The sequence below is a fragment of the Actinomadura sp. NPDC023710 genome, assembly GCF_040639875.1.
Lineage (GTDB): Bacteria > Actinomycetota > Actinomycetes > Streptosporangiales > Streptosporangiaceae > Spirillospora > Spirillospora citrea.
Genome location: NZ_JBFAGB010000070.1, coordinates 20,575 through 28,064, shown reverse-complemented (window position 1 = coordinate 28,064; position 7,490 = coordinate 20,575). Strand labels below are relative to the sequence as shown.

General features: G+C 66.9%; 6 protein-coding genes. 5 read left to right on the top strand and 1 reads right to left on the bottom strand.

Going from position 1 to position 7,490, the window contains the following annotated elements; translation table 11 throughout:
- The first annotated feature begins 603 nt into the window (after positions 1 to 603).
- From AB0H37_RS42830 to AB0H37_RS42820, 3 genes are all read left to right on the top strand, one after another.
- Entirely contained in the window at positions 604 to 1,809 is a 1,206-nt protein-coding gene (locus tag AB0H37_RS42830) for a serine hydrolase (protein WP_360618400.1), read from the top strand.
- 877 nt (positions 1,810 to 2,686) lie between these two features.
- Positions 2,687 to 3,412 (top strand): GAF and ANTAR domain-containing protein, encoded by a 726-nt coding sequence (locus AB0H37_RS42825; RefSeq protein ID WP_360618399.1) that lies wholly within the window; start codon positions 2,687 to 2,689, stop codon positions 3,410 to 3,412.
- 22 nt (positions 3,413 to 3,434) lie between these two features.
- Positions 3,435 to 4,196 (top strand): GAF and ANTAR domain-containing protein, encoded by a 762-nt coding sequence (locus tag AB0H37_RS42820; RefSeq protein ID WP_360618398.1) that lies wholly within the window; start codon positions 3,435 to 3,437, stop codon positions 4,194 to 4,196.
- On the opposite strand, the gene AB0H37_RS42815 is transcribed toward AB0H37_RS42820, so the two are convergent.
- Positions 4,193 to 4,441 (bottom strand): hypothetical protein, encoded by a 249-nt coding sequence (locus AB0H37_RS42815; RefSeq protein ID WP_329092217.1) that lies wholly within the window; start codon positions 4,439 to 4,441, stop codon positions 4,193 to 4,195. The two genes, AB0H37_RS42820 and AB0H37_RS42815, sit on opposite strands and share 4 nt — an antisense overlap.
- Before the next feature lie 1,055 nt (positions 4,442 to 5,496).
- Here AB0H37_RS42815 and AB0H37_RS42810 point away from each other — a divergent pair.
- Positions 5,497 to 5,922: a ChaB family protein gene (locus AB0H37_RS42810; RefSeq protein ID WP_329092219.1), complete on the top strand. Its 426-nt coding sequence runs from the start codon at positions 5,497 to 5,499 to the stop codon at positions 5,920 to 5,922.
- A gap of 661 nt (positions 5,923 to 6,583) precedes the next feature.
- A complete protein-coding gene (locus AB0H37_RS42805; protein WP_360618397.1) occupies positions 6,584 to 7,384 on the top strand; it encodes an alpha/beta hydrolase in 801 nt (266 codons plus the stop codon).
- Positions 7,385 to 7,490 lie beyond the last annotated feature (106 nt).

Sequence of the window (7,490 nt, the reverse complement as noted above, 5' to 3'; positions counted from 1 at the left end):
AGTCGGTGAAACTCCACTACGCCAGGAGGTCCTCTTGCTGATCAAAGACCTACCGGTCAGGTGTCACCAAGATCATGGCCAAGTACACCTAGCGCACGGGCAAGTGCTGGGGTGGCGTTGGTGCTGTCCGCGCTCCTGGTCTACCGAGGCGGGACTGGCCGCGGCGCACCCGGCGGAGGGGGTGTGGCCGGAGGCGTCGGCACAGTGGTGGGCGCGGTCGCGGCCTGACCGCCGCGTTGCTGGGGTCGCGCGGCCCGGACGTGGAAGCCGGCTCGGCGGCGACGCGCGCCGAGCATGCCGGAGGCCCCGGCAAGGGAAGGACGCCGGGCAGTCGGCGGTGGTCGGGCGGCCGGGTCGAGCCGCCAGTGGGCGACCTCGACGTCCTCTGGGCCGATCAGGCCGCTGTCAGCGTGGCTGTTCTGGTGGAGCCTTGCCGCGCGGCGCCGGCCGGCCGTAGTCCGGCACGTGAACGTCGGTGGGCCAGTCAAGGCGGGCCTCGGTCACCACGCGCCTCGCCTGGCAGCACTGCCCGCCTCATACAGACATCAGCGTCTGTTGGAGTCACGCCCACTGACGGCACCGACCATCCGAGGGTTGATCACTATGCCAATCCCCACCAAGGTCACGATCGCCGCTCTTGTGTTGCCAGTGGTGGCCACCGCCGGCGTAGTGGCCGTCACCGGTACCGCGGCTGGCCACGCGAAGACCGCCAACGCAGAAGCCGCCGCCGCGCAGAAGGAGCAGATTCCCTTCCCCGCACTGATCCACCTCCCCCACTACCCGCTCACCCCCGTGCAGCCATCCCCCAAGCCGGTGCGGCTGACAGGCAAAGGCAAGCCCCTGAAGGTGGGCTATACCTACAACGGCACGCGCCGGACGCTGTCGGACTTTCTGCGGCGCAGCTCGACACTCAGCTTCGTGGTCCTGCGCGGCAACAAGGTCGTCGATGAGCGGTACTTCGAGGGGCAGGGCCCCACCAGCCGTTTCAACACCTGGTCGATCGGTAAGTCGATCACGGCCACCGCGCTCGGTGTGGCACTCCGCGAGGGCAAGATACACGCAATCGGAGATCCGGTCACCCGCTACGTGCCCGAACTGAAGGGCACCGGGTACGACGGCGTTCCGCTGCGCGATGTACTGCACATGGCGTCTGGCGTGAAGTGGGACGAGTCAAACTATTTCAACTTCACCACCGGCGCCACCGCGGCCCAGTTGCGCCTTGCCTTCGGCACCCCCATGACGAAGGTCGCCAGGGAGGCGGTCCGCGAGGGGCCCTCCGGCACCAAGTGGAACTACGACAGCCTGGACTCCTTCGTACTCGCCTGGGTGCTTACCAAGGCGACCGGACGATCGCTGGCGTCCTATGTCCAGGAAAAGATCTGGAAGCCCGCGGGCATGCAGTCCCCCCTGTACCTCGGGAAGGACTGGGCGGGCAACGGCCTGGGCTACTGCTGCTATCACGCGACGAGCCGCGATCTGGCCCGCTTCGGGCTGCTCTATCTCAACAGAGGCGAGGTGAACGGACGGCAGGTCGTGCCCGCCGGGTGGGTGCGCGATGCCCGCGTCACCGTCCCCTATTCCCGGCCGGACAAGATCGGCCAGGCCGGCTGGGGCTACGGCAACCAGTGGTGGACCGCCCCCACCCCGGGCGACTACTCGGCGAACGGCGTGTTCGGACAATACGTCTATGTCAGCCCGCGCAACGGCGTCGTGATCGTGAAGACCTCGCAGGACATCGGCTACTCGTCCAACTTCGCCGAATTGTCGGTCGCCTTTCGCTCGGTGGCCGACGCGGTCGGGGCAGCCTGACCAGGCATCGCCCCTTCTGGATCAGGCAGTTCAAGTGATTCCTGAGGCGCCGTAGTCGTCCGGCGCCGCAGGGAGCATGTCCAGCCCCGTGCAAACAGGCGGCAGACCAAACCCCTGGGCACCTGGACCCAAGTAGGCGTGCATTCTCGACGGCGCGGGCAAAGCCCGGCCACCTCTCCCGCGCCTGCGGCAAGGTGACGCGGATCGTCCGGCGTTCAGCCGCTGCCCGCAGGCACGGGCCATCGCCCGCTGCACCGTGGCGACCAGCCGGTCCAGCGTGGCCTCGAGCCCCTCGTCGTTGTCGAGCAGCTCACGAAACTCGTCCACCGCGGCCGAGAGGTCATCGAGCCGTTCGACTCTGGAAGTCGACTCGCCCTGCCGGTCACCTGCAGTAACCATCTCCACCCCCGCAGTACCCGCACGTCGCCTGCCACGGATTGATTGCCGCGATTTAACCCGCCTTACCGACGTCTACTGGGCCGGCGGCCGCGCGGACGGCATGGTGCGCGTCAGACTAGTATTAGTCAGTCACTTGCCCACAAACCGGAGTCGGAGGGACTTCGACGGGGGGTGCTCTCGTCTCACTTATGGGACCCGTCACCATCCCGCTACATCCAACCCGCCTGGACCGCTGCCAACGTTAAAAACCCCTTCTTTCGGCCCGCAGCGAACCATGCTCATTTCCGAGGTAACGAGTTGATTGCTTTAAGTGGAACGTAGTGATTCGGTGGGTTTAGGGGGCAGATGTGCTGAACCGTCTCTGCCGGTCCCAAGATCGTGTTCGGCGTTGAGGGTACCTGGCGCGCGGTGATCTCCTAGCGTTTGCGCTGTGTGTTGAGAGCTTCGAGGTCGGAGTCTTTCGTCGGGAGGATATGAGGTGGACCAGCCGTTGGAGGGACGGCACCGGAGGCGACTGTGGCATGCGATCGCCGAGCGCGCCGACGTGCCGGGCCAGGACGGCTGGGCACAGGCGGTGTGCGTGGCCTGCGTGGAGACATTGCCTCGGTTGGACGGGGCAATCGTGGCGCTGCGGGGAGACGTCCGGGCGCAGCAGGTGCTCGGAGCCAGTGACGCGTGGGCGGCTCAACTGGCCGAAACGCAGTACACCGTAGGTGAGGGACCGGGCGTGGAGGCCTACGTCACCGGCGGCCCGATACTGATCCCTGATCTGGGCGGCGAGCAGGAACGATGGCCGGGTTTCGTCAGATCGGCGATGGCGGTGGACGCGGCGGCGATGTTCGCGTTCCCGCTGCAGGTCGGAGCGATTCGGTTGGGCACGTTGGAACTTGTCCGCCGTCGCTCTGGAGGATTGTCGACGCGGGAGGTGAGCGAGGCGGTCCTCCTGGCGGAACTGGCGACCATCGGGTTGCTGGAGGAGGCCGGCGAGGCCGAACGGGCAGGCCGGGAGTTCGCGCCCCGTCCAGTGACCTCGTTCCGGGACGTCAACGTGGCCACCGGAATGCTCGCCGCGCAGCTGCGCATCAGTTTGGACGACGCATTCATCCGGCTGCGGGCGCACGCCTTCGGCCAGGGTCGCTCGGTACTGGCGGTGGCTCGCGATGTGCTGGATCGGCGCATCCGGCTGGAGGAGCTGGCCGAGTGAACTGCCCAGACCTGGAGGAACGATGACTGATCCACTGCTCAGAGATATATCGGAGCTCCGTCCACCGCATCTGGCCGACGCTCTAGCCGAGATCACCTCGCAGCTGACCGGTGGCCCCGACAGCGCCACGGTGCTGCGGTTGGTCACTGACGCGGGGACCGGGATGCTGGGTGCGGCGGCGACAGGGGTGATGATGGTCGATCCGCGCGGAGGTGTGGGGGTTGTGGCCGCATCTGACCAACCGGCCCGGTTCGTCGAGCTCCTGCAAACTCAGACCCAACAGGGGCCGTGCCTGGACTGCATCGCCACCGGGGCCATCGTGACCGCCCAGGATCTGGAGTTCGAGCGGACGCGGTGGCCGGAGTTCGTCCCGTCGGCGGTCGCGATGGGCTACCGGGCGGTCGCCGCCGTTCCGCTGCGGCTGGATGGGCAGGTCATGGGCGGGCTCAACCTGCTCTACGGCGAGCCGACGAGCTGGCCGGTATGGCACTTGCGGCTGGCCCAGGTCGTGTCCGACCTGGCCGTGCTCGGCTTGGTGCAGGAACATGGCGATCGGCGTGCGGACCGGCTGGCCGAGCGCACCATGACGGTACTCAATGACCTTGTGCATCTCGACCACGCTGTCGGGATGGTCGCCGGCACCCTCGATCTCGATCCCACCGCGGCCCGCACGGCGATCACCGCCTATGCCCAGCGGCTCCAGCGGCCGCTGCGTGATGTGGCGCGCGCGGTGACCCAGGGCGACCTCGACCCGGCCGACCTGACCGCCGATCGACCCGTTTAGTCCCAGTCCGGGTCGGCGCGTCCGTCAGCCCGGTCATCGACGATGGCGGCCAGACGGGCCACTTCGGCGTCCTGTCCCGCCACACCCTCGTGCTCCACCAGGCTTCGGCGGGCTTGGACAGTGCCACACTTCTGCCAGCAGCTCACAATTCCCACGGCCTCATCGAAGGCGGTCCGTCGGGCCAGTACATGCACCAGCCGACGTGCCATCGCGATCTGCTCTGCACGTTCGTCGAAGTCGGCCATACCCCATGCTCCTCCCCACACCGCCGATCCACCGCAGGACGGGGTGTCCTCATGGGCAGCGCGGCCGTTAAATCGACTGACCTCGCGAGACCTGATCGGGACGGTTTGCAGTGCTTCAGGCAATTGCGACGTCGTGTCACCCGAACAGCGCCGACCGACGGAAAGCACTTCCCCTGGTGGCGCCTGTACGCGGCAACACGCCTGAACTCCTACTACCAACCTACTTCAGGCTCCGGCCCAGCCCGTGCCCCGTCCCCCCGCAAAGGGATCAGCGCGGCGGAGCGTCCGTGAACTCGTGTTGCGTTGGCCAAATCGCCTTCAACTCGCGGTCATGCGTCTGCCCCAACCGCCCCAGTCACCCGGCAAGCCCTTACAACTCAGCGTGGGCCGCTATCGCAACCATCCGGATGCTTAAACACAGCCATTCGACTCCACCCAACTTGATAATTCGACCGGGCGCGCCGCTCAGGCTCCCGACCAAATAATCCGAAGGGGCAACACCTTCAGAGCCGGCCACTGGTCAGAAAATGCGATCAACTGGCGCCGGCTGCTATGAAGGGACGTAGCCTGCATTCATCGCAGGCAACTGTGGCTGTGGCCACGGACCGCCACCGCGGCCTGGCCCAGGGCTCGACACGTGCCCGGGTTCTTCCTGGAGGGGCCCGCTACTCGCCATCACCGTGTCGCGCCTGTGGACGCCTTCGCTGACCGCGACTGTCACGGTCACCTGCTTCCGTACGTGGTCATCGGCATGTGCGCGCCATCGGGGCTCGTCGAGCGTTCGATCATGGTGCTTCTGCGGCCTGTCCTCGCCGGCCCACACCCGGAGACTGAACTGGGTCCTCCGCAGCAGGCCCTACAGCCTCGGCCCACCCGATGATCGTGCTGACTCCGGGAACCCGGGGGGTACCGCACGCCACTTGGCGGCTCATCATCGTGGCATCCAGGTTGCGTCGCCACACGTGCCACGTCTGAAGCGATCTGGCGCCAGGTGGATATCGGCTTTCAACGGGTAACCATGGCCTAGATAGGCGCAAGCGACAGAGGAGCCAGGGATGCCGAAGAGCACCCGCGAGGGTAAGGCCAGGAAGAGCGAGCTTCCCGACACCATCAAGCGTTCAGATGCCAAGGCGCAGCGCACCTTCGCCAAGGCGCACGATTCGGCTGTCGAGGAGTACGGCGAGGGACAGCGCGCCCATCGGGTCGCCTATGCGGCGCTCAAACACACCCATGAGAAGGTCGGCGACCACTGGGAGCCCAAAGACAAGGGCGCCAAGGGCCCGTCCGACGAACAGGCGGAAGGCGGACGCCACACCGCGCGCAGAACCGCGGGCGGCGTGGACGCCAACGCCTCCAAGAAGCACCTGTACGACGTGGCCAAACGGCTTGAGATCTCGGGCCGTTCGACCATGTCCAAGGACGAGCTCGTCAAGGCCATCGAGAGGGCCAACGACCGCCAGACCGCTCAGTCGAGATCGTGAACCAGGGAGGTTCATGTAGATGAGGTGGTCCACATCGCAGAGCGGATGCTTGGGCCGCCCTGCTGAGCCCGGGGCACGGTCGGCCTACGGTTAGCTCGGATCGGGTCGGACCAGGAAGGGCATGTGGGCTTGAGGGAGAATGAACGATCCCGTCCGACCAGGGACGGGAGCCGTTCCAGTGGCTCATGCGTGACCTTGGTCGGTGAGCAGATACGCCAGGCATAGCCCCTCGCTGTGCACGCGGATACTGGGCAGGAAGTGAACCTTCGACCGGGTCTACATGCCAGGGTTGCCTGCTCACCGATGTCGACCGCCTGATGGGTGGCCCCCGCTGGTTTCGTCCGCGTGTAGCGGCAACGTTTGTCGATGATTTTGGGCAACACCCCTGATCGCCGGGTGATGCGTTTCAACAACACCTCGGGGCTTGCGACGGGGTATCGGCTGTGTCACTCACTGCGAGGGGGCTGTCCCCCGCCACGCTGGCCTCCCAGAGGCTCACCCCGTCGACTAACTCCTGAGAACGCCCGATCCCCCAGGTGAAACCAGCAAACACCCCACGCACCAAGAAGGAGAGGGGGCGGTCAGCGGCTAGTGCGCCGATGGTCAGCAGGTGCGGACAGAGTGCTGTTCATCGAGACGGACACCTGATGGAGGTTCGATCATGAACAGCACCAGCGTCACCGGAATCCGCGGCGAGCTTCACATCGATGGCCGCCACCTTTCCTACCTGGACTTCGGTGGGCCCGGCCGGCCGCTGCTGGCCCTGCACGGCCACCTCTACGAGGGCCGGACATGGGCCCAGCTGGCCGAAGCGCTGGCGCCGCAGTGGCGGGTCATCGCGCCCGACCAGCGCGGGCATGGCGACTCCGAGCGGGCCGCCTCCTACACCCGCGACGACTACGTCAACGACGCGATCGCGCTTCTGGACCACCTGGGGATCGAGCAGGCCGTGACGCTCGGCCACTCCGGCGGAGGCATCACCGCCTTCCAGATCGCCGCCCGCCGCCCCGAGCGCGTGTCGGCCATCGTCAATGTCGAGGGCCCGGTCTGCGATCTCGACGATGGCCCCAGCGCCCTGTCATTCGTGCTGTCGATGCCCTACACCGCCCCCGACCGCCAAACGCTCCTGGGCGCCATCGGCCCGCTGGCTCCGATGCTCGGCGACAAGCTGCGCCCCACCCCAGGCGGGGGCTGGCGCCTGCCGTTCCACCCCCAGGACACCATCACCTCAGAACAGGGAACCCACGGTGACCACTGGGCCGACTGGATCTCCACCACCTGCCCCGCCCTGTTCGTGCTCGCCCGCAATAGCCAGGTCATTACCCCCCAGGACGGCAAGGAGATCGTCGCCCGCCGCGCCAACACGCAGCTCGTCGAGCTCGACGGCGACCACTTCGTCCACACCACCGACCCCGACGGCTTCGCCGCCGCCGTCAAGACCTTCCTGGACACCCTCAACTGACGCCGCTCTGGATGGACGTCGGCAGGCCTCTGCCGATCCCCGGTGCCGCCCGAGCCCTCCGAGCCGTCCGACCTGTCCTGCAAACAGACGCCGCGCCCCTGAAACC